This window comes from Paenibacillus sp. FA6 (genome assembly GCF_051550225.1).
Lineage (GTDB): Bacteria > Bacillota > Bacilli > Paenibacillales > Paenibacillaceae > Paenibacillus_AQ.
On the sequence record NZ_CP188820.1, the window covers coordinates 1912812 to 1932125 of the forward strand.

A 19314-nucleotide genomic window follows, 5' to 3' on the forward strand; every position below is an offset into this window, starting at 1 on the left:
GATGATGATGAAGTGGAATACACGTATCACTGAATTATTGCAAATAAAGGTTCCTATTATTCAAGGGGGACTTGCCTATTTAGCCTATGCAGATCTCGCTGCAGCTGTTTCAAATGCAGGTGGACTTGGACAAATCACAGCTATGAGTCTCTCAAATGCGGATGCCCTGCGCCAAGAAATTCAGCGTGCACGTACCCTATCAAACAAGCCGTTTGGTATCAATTTTGCCATTGGCATGCACGGTGTTGATTATAAGGATCGGGTCCAGATCGCAATCGATGAGCAAGTACCTGTTGTGACCATTACTGGCGGAAATCCTACGGAAATTCTAGAGATGTTGCGGCCCACGGATATAAAAACCTTGGTGCTCGTTTCCTCACGCAGACAAGCGCAAAAAGCTGAACAACTCGGTGCATCTGCTGTTATTGTAGTTGGGCAAGAGGGTGGTGGACACTTAGGACGTGATGATGTGGGAACCATGGTGCTTGTACCTCAGGTGGTCGATGCTGTTAAAATTCCCGTCGTTGCCTCAGGTGGTATTGGGGATGGCCGTGGATGGATGGCTGCCCATGCACTTGGAGCGGAGGGCATCGAAATGGGTACGCGTTTTATCGCCACGGAGGAATGTGTCGACGCCTCTGCTTCTTATAAAAGAGCTTTGATTGAGAGTTCTGAGTGTGACACAGCTGTGATCAAACGTTCAATCCATTCTCCTGCCAGGGTATTGCGAAGTGACTACATCGAACAAATTCTCGAAATTGAACGCGTATCACCAACCTATGAGGCGTTACAAGGTTATATTAGTGGTGAAGCCAATAAGCGTTGGATTCACGATGACATTAAAGAAGAAGGTTTCGGTTGGGCAGGGCAAGTGACCGGCATGATCCATGATATCCCAACAGTCGCCGATTTGATCGACAGAATGGTCAAAGAGGCAGAGATGATCCGCGGAAAATGGGGAGCTTTATAAATAGTACCCTCATAACGATTTCGTAACCAAACTGATTCTTTCCCGTATAAGATATGAACATGATACGGAGAATAACTAAAAGAAGAAGTTGAGGTAATGTATCGTATGAATGAGGAAATGATAGACCTTGCCGATACAGTGTACCGACTAGCTGAGCAGAAGGCAGCTCAGTATTTTGCAACACTGTATGAGCAGGTCAGAGAAAAGACTAATGTGTCTACTTTGACTGAAGATATCCAATTGTGGAAAAAGAGCCATATTCATCAACATTCATGGCTATCCATTTTTTCGAAGGGAAAGAGAAAACCGGATTCTACGGATTATCATAGATATATAAGGTGGCTGAATTATACAGGAAGATTAGATAATTACTTGGATCGAAGCGTTTCCTATATGTACATGAGGGATCTGGGAAAAGCACTCGATTCACCTGATACACAGAGCAGGATTCAGCGTGTAGTTGCCGATATCAAAAGTCACTTGATACATTCCACAGTAACAAATGAGGGGAATACACTGGATGTTATGAGTCTGGCCGCGTTGTATCGGATGGCTCAGAAGGAAGGCATAGAAACTGACATGATCTGGGTCATTAACAAACTCAGAACCGTATCCTCCAATATACCGAAGGAAATGAATGCCGAGCATGCCCAGCGTAAGCTGATCAAGATCATTATTGGGGTTATGTTACACGTAGTTGAAGAGATGGACGCTAACATCACGCCTCCCGAGCGTGCTCAAAGACTTGGTGAAGCCATTAGGCTTGGCTATTCCTATGGTCTGTCCTATCCATTCATTGACGATCTTCTGGATTCACAAGTCTTGACCGCACAAGAGAAAGAACAATATTCCCATATGATACGTGTCGCGCTTCTGACGGGATCTGTGCCGGAATTAGGTAAGTGGGATGGAAGCAACATGGAATTGATTCAATATATACATGCAGAGTTAGGGGAAGCCTTTGAATATATTAATAACCATCAACGATCCGATACACAGAGTGCATTCTTCGAGCAGTCCTATGTGTTCTTTCATTCTCAGGAAATGGACCGTAATAAGGATATGTCTCATGCGGATTACTCTAATGAAGAGTTGTATATCCCCATCATTTTAAAATCATCATCATCCCGCTTGATCGTCCGTTCCGTCATTAGTGCTCCTGTAGATGAGGATATTGATCAGCGAACTTTCTATTATGGCATCTACAATCAGTTGGCTGATGATTTCGCGGATATGTTTGATGATATGAAAGATGGCGTGGTAACACCTTATACCTATTATTTGCAATACCATGATCGTCGTCCTGATCTAATAAACCCTTTTGAATTATACTGGACGGTCATCTCCCATTTGATCCATAACGTGCATCATTCAGATGCCAAGACCCGTGAGGTCATACTGGAACGTGCAATTAATGGACTTAAACGTTGTAAACAACGCTTAGGTACTGAAAAGTATAATGAAATTATGAACATCTTTGCTTCTGGAAATCCAGAATTTAATCATCTCGTCCAATATATGGTTCGAAAAGTGGATGATGTGGATTTCTTCGATAAATTGCTTCGGGATCAGATGGTTATCACTCTACAAAACAACCGTAAAGAAAAAGAAGACTTTTACGATACGATCAAAACGGTCCGCCAGCAGATAAACAGCATGTTGCAGATCCCTAAAGATAATGGGATCTCACCGATGAAAGAACCGCTTACTAATGCTGCGAATTACAGTCTGGAAGGGGATGGGAAGCGTCTCCGACCTATATTGACCTGGGTCATGGGTGTGAACGAATATGGATTACAGCCTTCGGAAATCGCCCCACTTCTGAGATCATTGGAATATATGCATACCGCTTCCTTGATCTTCGATGATCTGCCATCCCAGGATAATGCTTCTACCCGTAGAGGGCGCCCAACCCTACATCAGGTGTATAATATAGCCACTGCAGAATTAACCGGGTTGTTTCTAATGCAGAAGGCCATTAAAGAACAAGCGTCACTTGATCATTTCAATGCCCAAAGCGTGCTTGCCTTAATGCAATATTCAGCCGACAAGACAGCAGAGATGTGTATGGGACAAGAGATGGATTTGCAATCGAAAGGAAAAGCACTAACACTAGAACAATTGAATATGATGTGCTTTTATAAAACGGGAATTGCATTTGAAGCTTCTCTGATTATGCCTGCTATTCTCGCTGAGGTTAAGGCGCCGGAAATCACGGCTTTGAAGAAATTCGCCTATCATGCAGGTATTGCCTTTCAGATTAAAGATGATTTGCTTGATATGGAAGGGGACCTGCTTACACTGGGTAAGCCCGCTGGCAAAGATGTTGAGAACAATAACTCGACTTTTGTATCCATTCTAGGGCAGGAGGGTGCCAAGAAAGAAATGTGGGAGCACTACTGCCTTGCTATGGAAGTATTGCAAGAGATGCCCCGAAATATCGCGTTTCTGAAACATTTGTTGAATTATATGGTTAGTCGAGAGAGTTAACTAGACTTGTGCTAGATTAGCTATAATAGTTATACTAATGAAAATGGAAGATACAAGGGGATGAGTAGAAATTGAGAAAGAAAGTATTGGTGGCTACTGGATTGGTAGTCATTGCGCTAGGGGCGTATATGTTTGCTGGAGGCGTCGACAGGAAAGCGTCTAACGAAACGGATACGCAAGACATTAAACAATTGGTGCATGAATACAGTGCTAGCAACATAAAAAACCTATCCGCTTCAATTACATCGCAGCAACTTATCGTGACTGAGGGCAACATCAAGGAGTTAACCTATAACTTACCTGAAAATGAGTTTTTTATTTCCATCGCACCGTATGTTAAGGAAACCCATCCTTGTGCAATCCACAGCTTGACGGGCTGTCAAGGAGAAATGGTAGAAGAAGAGTTCGACGTATACATCGCCGATATGGAAGGCAACATGATATTGGATCAAACAATGAAATCCCAATCTAACGGATTTATCGATTTATGGCTACCCCGTGATAAAACGTACCGCATAACGGTCGAGCACGATGGGAAGACAGCAGAATCCGAGATTTCCACGTTCAAAGACGACAATACTTGCATTACAACAATGCAATTGATTGAGGACAAAAGCGCTTAAGTGAGCGCTTTTTTTTGACTGAAATAACATTATATCCAGATCGCGGGTCACCAAAAAGTAAAGAATTTGCTGGCTTTAGGCCGCATATTTCGGAAAATTTGAGGAACAGCCAGGTATTGCTCAGCGTTCATATTTCCGGTGCACAGTGATATACTAAAAAGTCACTCATACATTACAAACTTGATAATTATGGTCGTATAGAATGATAGCCCAGAGTTTGTGAAATTATAGACAATCAAGGAGATTTGAGCCCATGAAATTGACTGAAAAAGAAAAAGCTAGAAAAGGGTTACTTTATGATAATAATCATGACAAAGAGCTTTTAGCAGAACGAATGCGGGCAAAAGAATTATGTTTCGATTATAACCATCTTCGTCCTAGCCAAATTGTTGAACGGAACGAGATCCTAAAAGAGCTACTTGGTAAAACCAAGAGTAACTTTCTTATTGAACAGCCGTTTGTATGTGATCAAGGATATAATATTGAAATTGGAGAGAATTTTTACTGCAACCATAATAGTGTCATGCTTGATGCTGCAAAAATAACGTTTGGAGATAATGTTTTTATTGCACCTAATTGTGGATTTTATACTGCCGGTCACCCACTTGATAGAGAGCAAAGGAATAAAGGATTGGAAATTGCTTACCCAATAACTATAGGAAACAATGTATGGATTGGAGGGGGTGTATCGATTCTTCCAGGTATTACGATTGGAAATGATGCCGTTATTGGGGCAGGAAGTGTTGTTACCAAAGATATTCCTTCTGGTGTTATTGCAGTAGGTAATCCCTGTAGAGTACTCCGGGAAATTACGGAATCAGATAGAGATAAGTATGCTCGAGAATAATTCAAGATAAGAGAAAGCGGCCCATAGGGTCGCTTTTTATAATTATGTTACACAATAGGTCTCGTATTGAATTGTAACGTATAAAAAAGTTTAAGAGGGATGGATGTCAACACGTTATCTGTTTTTTAGGTTACAGCACATCAAACAGAGGTAGACTTGGATGAAAAAGAAAAGGATTAATTAAAATATAGAGATTGACTTTTTGTCGAGACCATGCAGGCACTTGACACCCGTGTGGTATATTAAAAAAGTGATTTCGCGAGGATAGAGTAGGAAAGTAGTTGCTAGATTCTCTTCAAAATAATAACTTACTAACCATACCTAGGAGGCAACTAATGTTTCAGCATAGTAATCAGAATTTTTCAGAAGTAAACTTTGGCACACAAGATTTAAGGTACAGCGATCTAATTAGTTGTACATTTAATCGTTGCTCATTTTCTAACGGATCACTAGAGGAGATTACCACCGACAACTGCCGTTTCATTGAGTGTGATTTTCGCGGAGCATTGCTCAATGGCTCCATTCATAAAGAATCCGCATTTGTGAATTGCAACTTTAACGGAGCTAATCTTTTTGTTTCGAAATTTGAGATATGCAAAATGACGGGTTCGGACTTTTCTGGCTCAAATATGGATGGGATCACAATTTTTCAAGGCGATTGGTCATATACAAATTTAAGACATACCAGATTAGTTAAGCAGGACTTACGTGGGATTAAATTTTATGAAGCAGATTTATCAGGAACCAATTTAGAAAAAGCCGATTTAAGAGATTCTGATCTGACAATGGCATCATTGGCAAAAGCAAAGTTACAGGGCACTGATGTAAGAGGGGCTAAAATGGAAGGAGTAGATTTTAAAACATTCACCATTTCAGGTATGAGAATGGATAGAGAGCAAACGGTATTGTTTTCTCTATCTCATGGAGCCAAGGTAGATTAATGAAAAATTCTATGCCTACTATAAATATTATTGTAGGCAAAATTGACCTTTAGGAACGATAGCTCAAACACAAAGAGACGGTATTTAGAAGAAAACTTGGGAGTAGCTAATGGTGAACTGACACCTGAAGAGTTAGAGAAAAGGACAGGTCTGTGATATCAGAATCATATCTAATGAAACAAGGATCACTGTACCAGTGGTTCTTTATATCGTTGTCATACGTATCAAATAAATTTCACATGAATTCGAGTTACTTCAGCCGAATTTTCAAGCAGGACACAATTATCAGCTTTACGGATTATCTACTTAAGTGCAGAATGGAAAAAGCGGTGAATCTGCTGAAGGAGACCGACTTGAATGCCTATCAGATTGCTGAAAAGGTCGGGATAAAGGATCCTTATTATTTCAGTAATTGTTTTAAAAAGGTGATGGGGGTATCGGTTCAGGAGTACAAGAAGAATTGCAGTTAATAAAACCCGCAATGTAACAAATTCAAATCTTCGCGTTAAGAATATGAATTCGTCTACATCTCAAGAGATAATTGTCAGAAAATAATATAGCGCTTTAGAAAAAGCCTTTCGGCGTACTTGGTGAAAGGGTTCATATAGTGAAGAAGTTTACGTTTCCGATGCCAGTGATACATTGTATCGCTAGCAGGTATAAGCTGCAACACCAACAGCAATAATCACCTTCTGCCTCCAGCATTCACCATTAGGTGCAATAAGTACATCTAAATTCAACCCATTCCCTCTGAAGCTAACTTTAGTTGCATGGAGTACATCTAAATTACTGGAAATTCTACTTATCAGCGTTATCGCCATTTTTAACTGTCCTTTGTACAACTAATTCTCTCTTCCCCTACTTTTCCAGCTAATTAAATGTACTTTTTGCATCTATTCTAGCCTTACCTTCACTACCTTCATGCGCGAAGCATTATTCGTCGCTCTAACGTCGCCACTCTATACATATTCCACTGAATTACATTAGGCATTTAAGATCTTTCATGGAATATGGATAGAGTTTGGTGGGAGTCGTATCGGCTATTAAAGTGATTTCAACACCAGGAGTATCCAAGATTGTTACGGATGTAAAGCATGGATTTGTGGCAGGATTACCATGGAGAAAAACGTATGCAGTAGCAGTAGATCCTTCTAGAAAATTAGGATGGACAAAAGACTACATAAGTAGGGAATGCAGATTCCATAAATAAACAGTATTGGAATCCACAAAAACTGAAGAGGCGGCTTTTGTGGCTTTCCGTATTATTAGGTCAGCCAGAGATTTCTGGTTGATCTTTTTTCTTAGAGCTTTAAAAATAGCGGTAGCCGGGAAAACGTAAGGCTTTTAGGGCCAAGCCCTCATAATACTACCTCCAATGACCGTTTGAGCTAATCGAGACGGAAGAGCTGGAAGTGAAGCTGGCCCTGTTCCGGGAGGCCACTGAAAAAAAAGACCGGATTGAGCAGGAAACTGCTATGATCAGGGAGAAGGTAACCGGGAGTCACGATGTGCTGCTGGAACGTTTCGTTAAAGATCTCAACGAAGGTTGGATTCACAGTGCCGAGCTACATTATCCTAAAAGAGCAGTAGAGGAACTAGTAGGATTTCAGAGATTACCATGATTAGGAGAGATATTTTTGCAGACAAAGATCAGCCTAGAAGGCGAATGGAAATTGCAATTGGATGAGGGTAAACAGGGAAGGCAGCTGCCTTTTTCAGATGTCATTATATTGCCGGGCACGACTTCGCACTCCCGCAAGGGACCGAAGAATGAGAATATTTTAGTCGGCGCCCTGACGGATGAATACATGTTCGAAGGGCAGGCCTGGTATTCGAAGGAGGTAGTCATTCCGGACGAGCTCGCTGGAAAGGTATGTTTTCTATATCTGGAACGAACCCGGCTGACGACAGTCTGGCTGGACGGCCAAGAGATTGGCAGCCGTAACAGCTTGAACACCCCCCATATTTACGAATTGACCGGTCAGCTTCGGGCAGGCAGTCAGACGATCACCGTCTTGGTCAACAATACCGATTATCCGACCAAAGGCGGACATTTAACTTCGTCGGATACTCAGACCAACTGGAACGGTATCACCGGCCGCATCGAGCTTCAGTTTTACGGCGAGTCGTATTTGAGCGGAATCCGACTCGATCCGGATCTGTCCGCCCGGTCGGTCCGAATCACAGCAAACCTAGAAGGAACGGCTGAAGGAACGGTGGCAATTTCGGCCTCAAGCATTAACAGCCTGACAGCACATTCGGTGGCCGAGCGGGAGTTCGCAATCTCATCAGGGGAGTTTACTATCGACTACAAGTTGGATCCGGAAGCGCTGCTTTGGAGCGACGCCGCACCCAATCTCTATAACATTAACATCGTCCTGATAGATGGAGAAGGCGGAATAGCAGACCGGCACGAGCTGTTCTTCGGCTTGCGAGAATTCAAGGCGGACGGGGACAAATTTACGATCAACGGGGAGAAGACTTTTCTCCGGGGCAAACATGACGGCCTTATTTTTCCGTTGACAGGTTATGCCCCGACTGACGTAGAGGAGTGGCTGCGAATTCTTGGGGTTTCCAAGTCCTACGGCATCAATCATTACCGTTTCCACACCTGCTGCCCGCCGGAAGCTGCCTTTACCGCTGCGGACATGCTCGGTATCTACATGGAGCCGGAACTGCCTTTCTGGGGAACGATTACGGAAGAGACCGACGAGGGCCATAACCAAGCGGAACAAGACTATCTGGTAAGCGAGGGATATTCCATTCTGCAAGCATTCGGAAATCACCCATCCTTCGTGATGATGTCGCTCGGCAACGAGCTATGGGGCAGTAGAACCAAGATCGATTCCATTCTGAAAGATTATAAGGGATTCGATGACAGGCATCTGTATACACAGGGCTCCAATAACCATCAGTTTGTTCCAGCTATTCTGGAGCATGACGATTTTTTCTGCGGGGTACGCTTTTCCAGGGACCGTCTGTTCAGGGGCTCATATGCGATGTGTGATGCTCCTCTCGGTCATATACAGACCGATCTGCCGGGCACGATGAAGGATTATGACGACCAGATCGTTCCTCCGTATCTGCGGAACGGAGAGGTCGCGGAGATTGAAGGCACGATCCAGATACAGTACGGCACTGAAGCCAAGACCGTACAGCTCAGCGACGCTTCTGGTGAATGGATTCCGCGGATTCCTGTTGTCTCACATGAGATTGGGCAATACGCGACCTATCCAAATTATGATGAAATTGAAAAATACAAAGGCCCGCTCAAGGCTGAGAACTTTAAGATCTTCCGGGAGCGGCTGGAAAGTAAAGGGCTGGGCCACCTAGCTGCCAAATACTTCGAGTGCTCGGGACAGCTGGCTGTAGCCTGCTACAAAGAGGAACTGGAGGCCGCCTTCCGCTCTCGGAGACTTGCCGGCTTCCAACTGCTGGATCTGCAGGATTTCAGCGGGCAAGGAACAGCGCTAGTCGGCATCCTAGATGCCTTTATGGATTCCAAGGGATTGATAACGCCGGAGGAATGGCGCACTTTCTGTAGCGATGCCGTCCTTATGGCAAGATTTCCGAAATATAACTATGTCTCCGGGGAACGCTTCAGTGCCAGCATCGAGCTGAGCTGGTTCCGGAGTGGGACCCCCGATAACCTTGTGCTGCACTGGGAGTTGACCGCAGACGGTGGAACGCTGGCGGACGGATCAGCTGAAGCGGAAGTCCCGGTAGGGGCGAATTACATCGATATCTGCCACCTGATCATTGATCTTCCTGCGGTCGGGCGAATGACCAAAGGCGTACTCAACCTTCGGATCGCGGGGACAGATATCCGCAAGACCTACAACCTATGGATTTATCCGGAGAAGAGCGGCGACGGGCTTGACGGGATCCGCATATTTGAAGAGCTTTCAGATGAGGCGATTGCGCTGCTGGAGCAAGGTGGAAATGTGCTACTTATGCCGAAACCGGAGTCTCTTCACAACGCTGTCGAAGGTTTTTATTGTACGGATTTCTGGTGCTACCCGATGTTTAGGTCCATTTCCGAGAGTATGAACCGGGCGGTACCCGTCGGCACAATGGGGCTTCTGATCGACAACAGCCATCCTGTGTTCCGTGACTTCCCGTGCGAAGAATATTCCACCTACCCCTGGTGGAGTATCGTTCAGCATTCGAAGTCGCTCATCATGGACGGAACCGACCGGGAATGGAGCCCTATTGTGCAGACGATCGACAACTTTGAGCGCAACCACAAGCTGGGTCTCCTGTTTGAATGCCGCGTAGGCGCAGGCAAACTGCTGATTTGCGCCTTGGACGCCGGCAAAGCAAGCGAAACGCCGGAAGGCAGGCAGTTCCTGTCCAGCTTGGCCGGTTATATGGTATCCAAGGAATTCAAGCCCCAGTACGAAGCGAGCACAGCAGAGCTTCTTCAGATTATCCAATAATCCAATGCTGCAGGCCACCAGTATAAGAGAAAATCATTAGCGAGAGTTCAGTTATTTTGAACGATCGGAATTTTAGACATGCGAGAGAAGATGAATGAATGCTGTCGCAGGTGCTCGGTGCTACACACCGACCTGTTCACAAGGGCATCATTGAGGAAACTTTCTAAAATCATAGGTTTAATTTTACAGGAGGCCGTTTACCGGCTTCCTGTTTTCATATTCTGCTCTTTCCACTGTAACATGTGCGCACTTCCAGATGCTGAGTCATTCGTGGAGCGCCAACACCCCTTATGTAGTTGTAGAAGTTGTACGGATTTCTTGCTTCGGTTTACGCTCTATTTCGCCATACAAGATACAAGCCACTACGTTCTCTAGGTGAGCCTCTAGCCCAGCGCATCTTGCTAAAATATCCTCCTCATTTTAATTTTAATTTGACTTTCCGGGAAATGGAATATAAGATAGCTAATATCATTAATAATGATAATCATTATCAACATGGCGATAGTGATTATCATTGAAAACTATTATCTAAATATCAGGGGGAAATAACAATGTACAAAAAGTTATTGAGTTTACTAATGGTTATCGTTTTCACGCTGGTTGCAGCGGGATGCGGATCTAACCAAACAAATAGTCCGGCAACTGACGAAGGAGCAACCGGCACTGCCACCGCTGCAAATGCTGGCAGTGAAGCTTCAGGCGATCCTATTATACTGAAAGATGCTAAAGGCGAGCTTAAGCTGGATAAGCCCGCGCAAAAAGTTGTAGTACTAGAGTGGACATTTACGGAAGATATTATTGCGCTCGGCGTGCAGCCGGCGGGGAATGCCGATAACGAAAATTATAAGCTCTATGTGACTTCTGAAGCACCGTTGGATGCAGGGGTGACGGATGTCGGTTCGCGCGACGAGCCGAATCTGGAGACGATTGCTGCGTTAAAACCGGATTTGATTATTGCTAATACCGGTGGTCACGAAGCGATTTATGAACAATTGAAAGGTATTGCACCAACACTGATTTTCAGTCTGTACCCGCTCGAAGGACAGGGCGATCAATACACGCAGATGGAAGATACCTTCAAAACGATAGCAGCGGCTGTCGGCAAAACTGCGGAAGGCGACAAGGTCCTCGCTGATTTGGATGCGCATTATGAGGATGCAAAGGCGAAGCTGGCCGCTGCAGGTAAGGAAGGCTTGAATTATGTGCTGACGCAGGCATACAGCTATCAGAATGCAGCGACGATGCGTCTTTTTACCAATAACTCACTTGCTGTACAAACGTTGGATCGGATTGGCCTGAAGAATGACTGGACACCCGAAAATTTCGAGATGTACGGATTCAGCACATCGACGATTGAAGCGTTGCCTGCAGTTCAGGATACTAATCTGATCTATATCGTCCAAAAGGATGATGATATTTTCTCGAACGAACTGAAGGATAATTCCGTTTGGAAGGGCCTTACCTTCGTTAAGGAAAAACGCACCTTCGGATTAGACAGCGCGACCTGGGTGTTCGGCGGTCCGATTTCCTCCAAAGTTATCGTGGATGAAGTCGTAAATATATTAACGAAATGAGTACTTTGATGAACGAGAACAGCAGCAAAGAAACCTCAATCGGAATGACTTGGCGGGTAATTGGAATATTTGGGGGCGGCATTGCCGTCCTTTTCGTTCTGTTCGTTCTAAGCCTCGGATTCGGAGAGGCCAACATCCCAGCAGCAGCCGTATTGGAGGGATTACTGAACCGCCGAGATGTGATGGAGCATAATCTGCTCTGGGATATCCGGATGCCGCGTACGGTTATTGGCATTCTAGCTGGGGCAGCCCTTGCTGCGGCCGGCGCTTTATTGCAAACCATAACGAAGAACCCGCTCGCTTCCTCAGATACACTCGGGATTAATGCCGGTGCTTACTTTATGGTTGTCCTTGGTATGGTTGCATTCCCGGCTACACAGCAGCAGTTCCCATTTTTGCTGGCAGTTGCAGGGGGACTGCTGGCGGCACTTGCTGCCTATATCCTAAGCGGAGGCAAGACAGCTACGCCTGTTAGACTAGCATTATCAGGTATGATTGTCTCCATGGTGCTTGGAGCGTTTACATCGGGTATACATATTTTCAATAAGACGGAAACGCAAAATTTATTTTTATGGGGCTCGGGTTCCCTGATTCAGCTGAACTGGGACGGTGTCCGATATGCCTGGCCTTTTATCCTTGTACTGCTTGGGGTAGGGGTGTTCGCAGGCAGACAATTCGATGCGCTTGAGCTCGATGAATCAACCGCCCGCTCACTCGGACAGCGTGTGGGGTTAACACGGGCAGTGGGCCTCGGCATATCGGTGTTAATGGCTGCGGTCGTGGTTAGTGTCGTCGGACCGATCGGCTTTGTCGGTCTGGTCGCACCCCATCTTGTCCGGCTTAGCGGTATCCGTAAGCATCGCCTGCTTATTCCAGCAAGCGCCTTGTGGGGAGCGCTGCTCATTACAGCAGCGGATACGATTGCACGTATGGTGCGGAGCAATGTGGGAGAGTTGCCAGTCGGTGCGGTCATGGCTATTATTGGAGCGCCTTGGCTTATTTGGCTGGTACTCACCAAGATGAAAAATATATCCGGCTCAGGTTCCGGGCAGTCATCCATGAGTATAGGAGGAGCATCGTTGCGTATGCGTTTTTCTCTGACTGCGATATTCATGACCGTGCTGCTCCTCGTTATCATCCTCGTGAGCTTGTCGCTTGGGGGAACGAGAATACCGGTCAGTGATTTGCTGGGCAGTCTTGTTGGCGGGGGAGATCAATCGTATTCCGTCCTGCTGAATTTACGGCTTCCGCGTACACTCGTAGCGGCTGTAGGTGGTATCGCGCTTGCCATTAGCGGTGTCTTAATTCAAAGCGCTGTCCGGAATCCGCTGGCTGACGCCTCCATTATCGGAGTGACCTCTGGTGCCGGGCTTGGCGCGATGATCGTGCTGGTCGCATGGCCCGCATTGACGATAGTTGCTCTTCCCTTTGCGGCCATTGCGGGTGGGGTTGTCGCAGCAGCCATTGTGTTTTTTCTGGCATGGCGCAGATCCTTGAATCCATCCGTTCTCATCCTGCTCGGAATTGCCGTATCGGCAATCGGCTCTGCGGGCATACAGGTCATGATTGTGAAGGCAAGTCTCTATAGCAGCAGTTCCTTAATTTGGCTTACGGGTTCGACCTATGGACGAGGCTGGGACCAGTTTTATAGCCTGTTTATATTTCTGCTTGTACTTGTGCCGATTGCTTACTATTTGGGACGAAGATTAGATTTGCTGGCGTTTGGCGATGAGAGTTCCACTGGTTTTGGCTTGTCGGTCCGGGGAACGCGGCTTTCTGCGATGATTCTCGGTGTTTTGCTTGCATCGGGAGCCGTTGCAAGCGTAGGCACGATTGGGTTTCTAGGGCTCATGGCGCCGCATGTGGTGCGGATGATGATCGGGCATAACACGAGACGGTCCATTATTTTGTCAGGACTGCTTGGCGGATTGCTGCTCGTCATTGCGGATACGGTCGGAAGAACCATAATGGCCCCAAAAGAGATTCCATCAGGTCTAATTATTATGCTGATTGGAGCTCCATATTTCCTGTTTCTAATGTACCGCACGCTTGTCAGAAAAGGGTAGAACGTTTAACGAAGATGAAAGCTTAGTCCTGATGATCAAGATATCTTTGATACATCAGGACTTTTTGATTTACGGACTGGGAGGAAATCCTTCTTGTATTTTTATCCTTAAAGATTCATCTGAAATGTAATTAAGAATAAAGATTGTTTTTTCTATTCGTCCCATCTCACGTAAGGCTGTAGCTAAGCTGTCTTGTCTTGAATAAAAACCTATAAAGGGCCAGATAATGGGATAGCAAGAGAACTTGACACGTCACCTTTTGGTGTCCTATAATCGTTAAGACAACAAAAGGTGTCTTATTAGGTTATTATGAAGTTTAATCGGTGACATACAGGAAATATTAATGAATAGGTGGGGGGGATTTTGAACGAAAAGAGTCAGGTGAGGGATGTTTATGACGCTGTTGCCGATCCAACAAGACGACAATTACTTCAAATGTTGGCAGATGTTGAAGAATTACCACTATATGAGATAACGGTTCATTTTCAAATGGGTCGTACAGCAGTTTCTAAGCATTTGGCTATCCTTAAAGATGCCAATCTTGTAATCGCTCGAAAGGTCGGTAGGGAAACAAGGTATCGATTGAATGCCACTCCGCTCCAAGAAATTCAAGATTGGGTATCTTTTTACGAAGGTTTCTGGAAAGAAAGAATGGTTAAATTAAAACTTATATTGGAGGAAAAACAATGAAACCAGATGTATCATTAGATTTTCAATTTACAAGTTCAATCGAGCAGGTATGGAACGCTTTAACAGATTCGGATACTCTTGCGAGATGGATATGGAAAAATGACTTTAAACCAGTCGTAGGACATAAATTTCAATTCCGAGCTGAGCCAAATGAATGGTGGGATGGAATTGTAGATTCCGAGGTACTCGTAGTGGATGAGCCTCATACATTATCTTATACTTGGTTAAGTGCCGGAGAAAGTACTACTATTACGTGGACTGTGAAAGAAGGCTTAGATGGAGCTGTCCATCTACATCTCGATCAATTTGGATTTAGTGAAGCAACAAAAGCTCGCCCTGGAGCGATCGAGGGAGCTAAATATGCTTGGACGAACATGGGCGATCAGCTCGAAACAGTGTTAGCAGGACTGTAAAATGATTGCAAAAACAGAAGAAGATTTTATTGGTTTGAAGGAAATCGGAAAAATTGTTGCCTCTATTAGAGATGAATTGGTACAAAGAACAACTCCTGGCATAACTACCAAAGAACTTGATGAAATAGCTGGAGAGATGTTAGAGAAAGCAGGGGCAGTTTCAGCTCCAAAAGGTGAATATGATTTTCCAGGCTATACTTGCATTAGTGTTAATGAAGAAGTGGCACATGGTATTCCGGGTCAAAGGGTTATTCATGAAGGGGATCTAGTAAATATAGATGTTTCTGGCTCCAAGAACGGTTATTTCGCAGATACGGGAATCTCGTTTGTAGTAGGCGAAGGAGAAGAAATATTAACGAAAATATGCGACGTTGTTAAACAGGCTTTTGAAGCAGGTCTTAAGAAAGCAAAACCCGGTTCCAAAAAAAGTGGGATCGGAAAAGTAGTATTCCAAACAGCCAGACAGCATGGATTAACTGTTATCAAAAACCTTACAGGACATGGCGTTGGACGTGCAATACATGAAGCACCTGACCATATTTATAACTATAATGATACATCGGATGATGAATTATTAAAGGAAGGCATGGTTATCGCATTCGAACCATTTATCTCAACCTTTGAAGAAGAAGTATTCCAAAAGGAAGACGGCTGGACCTATGCTACAGAAAAAAGCTATGTAGCTCAATTGGAACATACGATTATCCTTACTAAAAATGGTCCGATTATTGTCACACTTTAATTCAAGCATAAATGGATAGCTGTCAACGCCCGGACGGAGGTAATCCCTTCTCTGGCTTTGTAATAATATTAATCGTTTTATACAAAAAAACCATTCTGCAACAATAGGGCGCAATTCCGAAGCAAGAATTGTGCTCTTTCTTTATGATAAGGGCGCTTTTCCGGAACACGAAAAGCGTCATTTTTAATGGAATAAAGGATTGAGTTAAATAACAAATTCATTTGAAGTTTTACTAACATGGCAATACTATATTTTGAGAATGGAGAGGACATCACTTTGAAAATAAATCAATTAATTGCGAACAATATTAATAAATTAGATGCAGTACTACCAGTAGATAAATCGTTAGGAATTGCTGGGTTGTCTGGATCGGGTAAAACAACTTTTTGTCAAACCATTGGTGAAGAATCCAAGAAGCGTCTCGTTTCCTTATTGCCAAAGGCTGAATATCAGTATTTATTTCCTAATATTATGGAAACCAATTTCAGTGCTATACAGATGGAAGAAATGCCACTTGTACTTTTTCTAGGTAGAGCATCTATTTCTTCAAATCCACGTTCAACCATTGGCACACATACGGGCGTGTTTACAGAGATTCGTGTTACTCTTGCTGACAAATATAATCTTTCTCCTGAAGTGTTTTCATTTAATAATGAATTAGGCTGGTGTCCTGATTGTAAAGGTCGCGGAACGACTAAAAATGTCGAATGTAAAAAGTGTAAGGGGAAGCGATATAATCAAGAAGTTGAACAATATAAAATGGAATTATTTGATCAAGCACAAAGTATTTCCGATATCAACGACTTTAGTATTGAATCCATTCTTTCATTAGCTGAAGTTTTACATATTAGTGAAGCGAAGCAGAATATTCTCAACAATATAATCAATATGAATATTGGTTACTTAACATTAAATCGTATTATGGGGACATTGTCAGGTGGAGAGTTAACACGGCTTTACTTGGCAGAGTTCATGGCAACAAGTGAAAATACGGTTATTATTATTGATGAAATCTCTGTGGGTCTTGATCACCAAACCCTATTGAAAATTTTAGCGGAGATTAAACAATTGGGATATAAGAATCAAATTTGGCTGATTGATCATTCTGATACGGTGCTCGACATCACGGACGAGCACTTGTTCTTTGGACCTGGTAGTGGTAAATACGGCGGGAAAATTGTGGATGAATCACCACGTCCACAACCAATCACTTGGGAACGAAATCAGGAAATGCCAACTGAATACTATCAATTTCATAATCTTTACTGTCGTAATATTCAAATGGCCGAAATTCAGATGCCCCAAAATAGACTTGTAACGTTTACGGGTGAGTCTGGATGTGGTAAATCTACACTGGTCAATGAATGTATGGCCAACGATTTTCTGAAGCGATATCCTAAAGATAAACTAGTAATAGTAGGGCAAGATCGAAACCAATCAATTACCAGTCGGTCAACCGTTGCAACATTTCTTGATATTAAAAGGAAGCTCACAAAATATAGTGAAGATATTGATGATATTTTCGAGCGTTCTATTGAAGATATTATTGGTGAACTGCCAAATGAAGATATCGCTCATAAACGCTTAAGCTTATTAATCAAACTTGGACTTGGTTATTTGACTTTGGAAAGAAAAACACAGTCTTTATCGACTGGTGAATTTCAATGTGTCCATTTAGTTTCTGAGCTGTTTGCGGGCTCAAGAAACCCACGTACCCTATTTATTTTTGACGAACCATCCAAAGGTTTATCACAAAATATTTTAAATCAATTCATTGATAGCATTAGGGTCATTCTGCAGGATGAATCTGTCTCCATAATAATGATAGAACATCATTCGTATATGCTAGAAAACTCTGATTTCATCGTTGATTTTGGTAAGAGACAGCTTGCACCTGTGGAGCATCTTGATGTTGTCAGTCATGATGATTATGTTCGTCAACAAAACAGTACGGATAGTGTGGCTCCGTTGCAAATTTCTTCAACTCTCAATCAACAAAATGGAATTAACTACTTAAAGGAAAATCAAATTTCCTATTTCAAAAATGCAGAAAACGTCTATAAGGGTGGCATCTTAAAAAGCTTATCATCCATGGCCCGACTGATTTATGGTGAATACGAATCCGAAACCATTGTACCCGTCATCGCTATTGATCTGGAGCGGCACTTGTACAGTCAATATAGTTTTCTCTATGAAATGGGTGGCTTGATCAACCATATTGTGGCGACACATCCAACGAATAAAGATACGAATAGCTTCGATTTCTATCGCCAAGACAATCATTGTCCATGCTGCTCGGGCCGCCAGGTGATTGAAAAATTTGATTATGATGTTGTTATGCAGGACAAAACGGTACCATTCTGGGATGGTCAATTGCATCCAGATGTGATGGAGGTATTAAAGTTCTATCAATTTTCAAAATTAGAATTCATCTTTGATGAGATTAAGAATGAGCTCGGTCATGATATGAGCAAAAGTTATAACGAGATGACAGAAGCCGAAAAGCATACCTATTTATACGGGTATTGGGAAAAGTCATTCTATGATAAAGCAGGCAAGGCATCAAGAACTTGGGAAGGATTTAATCTCATCCTTGGGCGTTATATCTTCATATCGAAATCGATTATTAAAGAGCAAATGAAAGAATCCAAAGAAATGATTACCTGTCCAATTTGTCAAGGAACGGTGCTAAATCATCATAAAAAGCTAAAATTTGGCGACACGGATATTCGCGATATTATTCAAATGCCGATTGACCAAGTGATGAAAACCGTTGGGAAGGTACAGGGAATAGAAAAAATAAAAGCCATTGTCGGCGGCGATATGGTTCTGACGGAAGATGTTTCTCTATTGCCTAGAGAAACACAAGGCGCGCTGAAAATACTTGAACTAGAGCTGGCAAGCTTTGCTCACTATGAAATGGTTCTACAAAACGCACTGCCATTCTGGGGCAGTATTAGCAGCAGTATCGAATCCATCAGCATGAATAATGTGATCACCATCTGTGATTTTGCTAATATCACCGAAACGAGAGAAAACATCATTGATAAGTATTTCACCAATGGAAAATACAAAAAACTGACCTATGTGTATGAAGCGTTTGGTTACAAAAAAATTGTCACCCTAATCAATAAGGTTAAAGCAAGTCATCCATGTCCATTCTGTAAAGGAAAGAAAGTCATATCAGAAGATGGGCTCCATGATGGTGTATATAAATTAACGATACCATGTGTTAGTTGTTATGCAAGTGGCATCAATGATGAAGGTCGTAAGGAAATCGTTGATGGCATAGACGTGCAAACATGGCTAACTGGCAATGTAAGTGATGTTGTTGCTGAAAGCTTAAATCTTGAGGCTGTTGCAGATATTCCGATTTTCAAGCGTATTCGTGAGTTGAATAAACAAGAAATGATGGCGATTCACCAATTCCTTGAGGGAAATAATTAAATTAGAATGATTGAAACAAACAATATTTTAATACAGAGCTAGATGTCAGTTAGTGAAGAAAACTCATTTGCA

Annotated in this window: 15 protein-coding genes and 1 pseudogene; 14 read left to right on the plus strand and 2 right to left on the minus strand. The window is 43.3% G+C overall.

Features of this window, described 5'->3' with window-relative positions; translation table 11 throughout:
* Positions 1 to 7: 7 nt before the first annotated feature.
* From ACP8HI_RS08905 to ACP8HI_RS08930, 6 genes are all read left to right on the plus strand, one after another.
* Positions 8 to 970: an NAD(P)H-dependent flavin oxidoreductase gene (locus tag ACP8HI_RS08905; protein WP_438351758.1), complete on the plus strand. Its 963-nt coding sequence runs from the start codon at positions 8 to 10 to the stop codon at positions 968 to 970.
* Positions 971 to 1066: 96 nt separating this feature from the next.
* Positions 1067 to 3460 (plus strand): polyprenyl synthetase family protein, encoded by a 2394-nt coding sequence (locus tag ACP8HI_RS08910; RefSeq protein ID WP_438350742.1) that lies wholly within the window; start codon positions 1067 to 1069, stop codon positions 3458 to 3460.
* Positions 3461 to 3531: 71 nt separating this feature from the next.
* A complete protein-coding gene (locus ACP8HI_RS08915; protein ID WP_438350743.1) occupies positions 3532 to 4083 on the plus strand; it encodes a CueP family metal-binding protein in 552 nt (183 codons plus the stop codon).
* A 259-nt stretch (positions 4084 to 4342) separates the two neighbouring features.
* Positions 4343 to 4930: a sugar O-acetyltransferase gene (locus tag ACP8HI_RS08920; RefSeq protein ID WP_438351759.1), complete on the plus strand. Its 588-nt coding sequence runs from the start codon at positions 4343 to 4345 to the stop codon at positions 4928 to 4930.
* A gap of 335 nt (positions 4931 to 5265) precedes the next feature.
* Entirely contained in the window at positions 5266 to 5871 is a 606-nt protein-coding gene (locus tag ACP8HI_RS08925; RefSeq protein ID WP_438350744.1) for a pentapeptide repeat-containing protein, read from the plus strand.
* Positions 5872 to 6044: 173 nt separating this feature from the next.
* Positions 6045 to 6341 (plus strand): helix-turn-helix domain-containing protein, encoded by a 297-nt coding sequence (locus tag ACP8HI_RS08930; protein ID WP_438350745.1) that lies wholly within the window; start codon positions 6045 to 6047, stop codon positions 6339 to 6341.
* A 180-nt stretch (positions 6342 to 6521) separates the two neighbouring features.
* On the opposite strand, the gene ACP8HI_RS08935 is transcribed toward ACP8HI_RS08930, so the two are convergent.
* Complete coding sequence (locus tag ACP8HI_RS08935) at positions 6522 to 6692, minus strand: hypothetical protein (protein ID WP_438350746.1); 171 nt, start codon at positions 6690 to 6692, stop codon at positions 6522 to 6524.
* A 591-nt stretch (positions 6693 to 7283) separates the two neighbouring features.
* Here ACP8HI_RS08935 and ACP8HI_RS08940 point away from each other — a divergent pair.
* The 4 genes from ACP8HI_RS08940 to ACP8HI_RS08955 all read left to right on the plus strand — a co-directional run bounded on the left by ACP8HI_RS08940 (position 7284) and on the right by ACP8HI_RS08955 (position 13950).
* A complete protein-coding gene (locus ACP8HI_RS08940; RefSeq protein ID WP_438350747.1) occupies positions 7284 to 7493 on the plus strand; it encodes a hypothetical protein in 210 nt (69 codons plus the stop codon).
* 15 nt (positions 7494 to 7508) lie between these two features.
* Entirely contained in the window at positions 7509 to 10310 is a 2802-nt protein-coding gene (locus tag ACP8HI_RS08945; RefSeq protein ID WP_438350748.1) for a sugar-binding domain-containing protein, read from the plus strand.
* Between the two features lie 551 nt (positions 10311 to 10861).
* Positions 10862 to 11884: an ABC transporter substrate-binding protein gene (locus tag ACP8HI_RS08950; protein WP_438350749.1), complete on the plus strand. Its 1023-nt coding sequence runs from the start codon at positions 10862 to 10864 to the stop codon at positions 11882 to 11884.
* A complete protein-coding gene (locus tag ACP8HI_RS08955; protein WP_438350750.1) occupies positions 11881 to 13950 on the plus strand; it encodes an iron ABC transporter permease in 2070 nt (689 codons plus the stop codon). The genes ACP8HI_RS08950 and ACP8HI_RS08955 overlap by 4 nt, the downstream gene beginning before the upstream one ends.
* 87 nt (positions 13951 to 14037) lie before the next feature.
* Here ACP8HI_RS08955 and ACP8HI_RS08960 read toward each other — a convergent pair.
* Positions 14038 to 14163 (minus strand): annotated as a pseudogene (locus ACP8HI_RS08960) (Tn3 family transposase); the annotation flags it as partial.
* 150 nt (positions 14164 to 14313) lie between these two features.
* Between ACP8HI_RS08960 and ACP8HI_RS08965 the strand changes: the two are divergent.
* The 4 genes from ACP8HI_RS08965 (at position 14314) to ACP8HI_RS08980 (ending at position 19242) form a co-directional block, all read left to right on the plus strand.
* Entirely contained in the window at positions 14314 to 14640 is a 327-nt protein-coding gene (locus ACP8HI_RS08965) for an ArsR/SmtB family transcription factor (protein ID WP_438350751.1), read from the plus strand.
* Positions 14637 to 15053, plus strand: a complete 417-nt coding sequence (locus ACP8HI_RS08970; protein ID WP_438350752.1) for an SRPBCC family protein — start codon at positions 14637 to 14639, stop codon at positions 15051 to 15053. The genes ACP8HI_RS08965 and ACP8HI_RS08970 overlap by 4 nt, the downstream gene beginning before the upstream one ends.
* A gap of 1 nt (position 15054) precedes the next feature.
* Positions 15055 to 15795: a type I methionyl aminopeptidase gene (gene map / locus ACP8HI_RS08975; protein ID WP_438350753.1), complete on the plus strand. Its 741-nt coding sequence runs from the start codon at positions 15055 to 15057 to the stop codon at positions 15793 to 15795.
* Between the two features lie 276 nt (positions 15796 to 16071).
* On the plus strand, positions 16072 to 19242 hold the full coding sequence (locus tag ACP8HI_RS08980; RefSeq protein WP_438350754.1) for an ATP-binding cassette domain-containing protein: 3171 nt from the start codon (positions 16072 to 16074) through the stop codon (positions 19240 to 19242).
* Positions 19243 to 19314 lie beyond the last annotated feature (72 nt).

Excerpts from the sequence above, each read along its gene's own strand:
- ACP8HI_RS08905 (WP_438351758.1), top strand. The coding sequence starts at position 8 with ATGAAGTGGAATACACGTATCACTGAATTATTGCAAATAAAGGTTCCT.
- ACP8HI_RS08910 (WP_438350742.1), top strand. The coding sequence starts at position 1,067 with ATGTATCGTATGAATGAGGAAATGATAGACCTTGCCGATACAGTGTAC.
- ACP8HI_RS08925 (WP_438350744.1), top strand. The coding sequence starts at position 5,266 with ATGTTTCAGCATAGTAATCAGAATTTTTCAGAAGTAAACTTTGGCACA.
- ACP8HI_RS08930 (WP_438350745.1), top strand. The coding sequence starts at position 6,045 with ATGAAACAAGGATCACTGTACCAGTGGTTCTTTATATCGTTGTCATAC.
- ACP8HI_RS08935 (WP_438350746.1), bottom strand. The coding sequence starts at position 6,692 with ATGGCGATAACGCTGATAAGTAGAATTTCCAGTAATTTAGATGTACTC.
- ACP8HI_RS08950 (WP_438350749.1), top strand. The coding sequence starts at position 10,862 with ATGTACAAAAAGTTATTGAGTTTACTAATGGTTATCGTTTTCACGCTG.
- ACP8HI_RS08955 (WP_438350750.1), top strand. The coding sequence starts at position 11,881 with ATGAGTACTTTGATGAACGAGAACAGCAGCAAAGAAACCTCAATCGGA.
- ACP8HI_RS08970 (WP_438350752.1), top strand. The coding sequence starts at position 14,637 with ATGAAACCAGATGTATCATTAGATTTTCAATTTACAAGTTCAATCGAG.
- map (WP_438350753.1), top strand. The coding sequence starts at position 15,055 with ATGATTGCAAAAACAGAAGAAGATTTTATTGGTTTGAAGGAAATCGGA.